At 65.4% G+C, this 616-nt stretch carries 1 pseudogene; it reads right to left on the bottom strand.

From position 1 onward, the window contains the following. Positions 1–615: pseudogene (locus PMO31116_RS23535) on the bottom strand (allantoicase); the annotation flags it as partial. Between the last annotated feature and the right edge of the window lies 1 nt (position 616).

The raw sequence follows: 616 nt of genomic DNA, 5'->3' as shown, positions 1-616 counted from the left end.
CCCGAAGTGCTGGTTGTTCGCGGCCACCACGTATCCCCCGTTCTCCATCGCGATGAGGTCGATGAGCTCGTCACGTGAGCGTCCCGCCCAGTCGCTCTGCGGCAGGCCGTACAGGCGCAGACGCGCCAGACCACCATCCGGATACAGGTTCACGCGCACATGGGTGACCGGACGCTGCTCGGCAATGGCATGGTAGTGATGCGCGTTGCCCTGCAACGTGGTCGACGGCAACAACTCGAACCACTGCGCCGATTCTCCCGGCGCGCCCTCGGGGCTGTAGCACCCCTCGAGCGAGGCCGCCGGCGGGAAGTTGCCGGTGAAGTGGCTGGTGTCGAGATCGACGCCGAACAATACGCCCGGGCGCGCCAGCCTGACGATGCACCAGTCGTATCCGTTGACGCGCTTGCGACGCGTCTCCCAACCATCCATCCACTTGCCGTTGTCGTCGTACTTGCCCGGAATGAACACGGCCGGCTCAGGATTGAGCATGCGCTCCTTGGCCGCGAAGAACTCGTCACTGGCCTCCAACGCCTGCGCGCCCAGGCGAGGATCGGCCAGATTCACGTATCGGCGCACGAATTCCGGTGCGTTCGGATCTTGCGGGGCGAGGGCCATG

The sequence above is a fragment of the Pandoraea morbifera genome, from assembly GCF_902459575.1.
Lineage (GTDB): Bacteria > Pseudomonadota > Gammaproteobacteria > Burkholderiales > Burkholderiaceae > Pandoraea > Pandoraea morbifera.
This window is presented reverse-complemented; position numbering and strand designations above follow the sequence as displayed.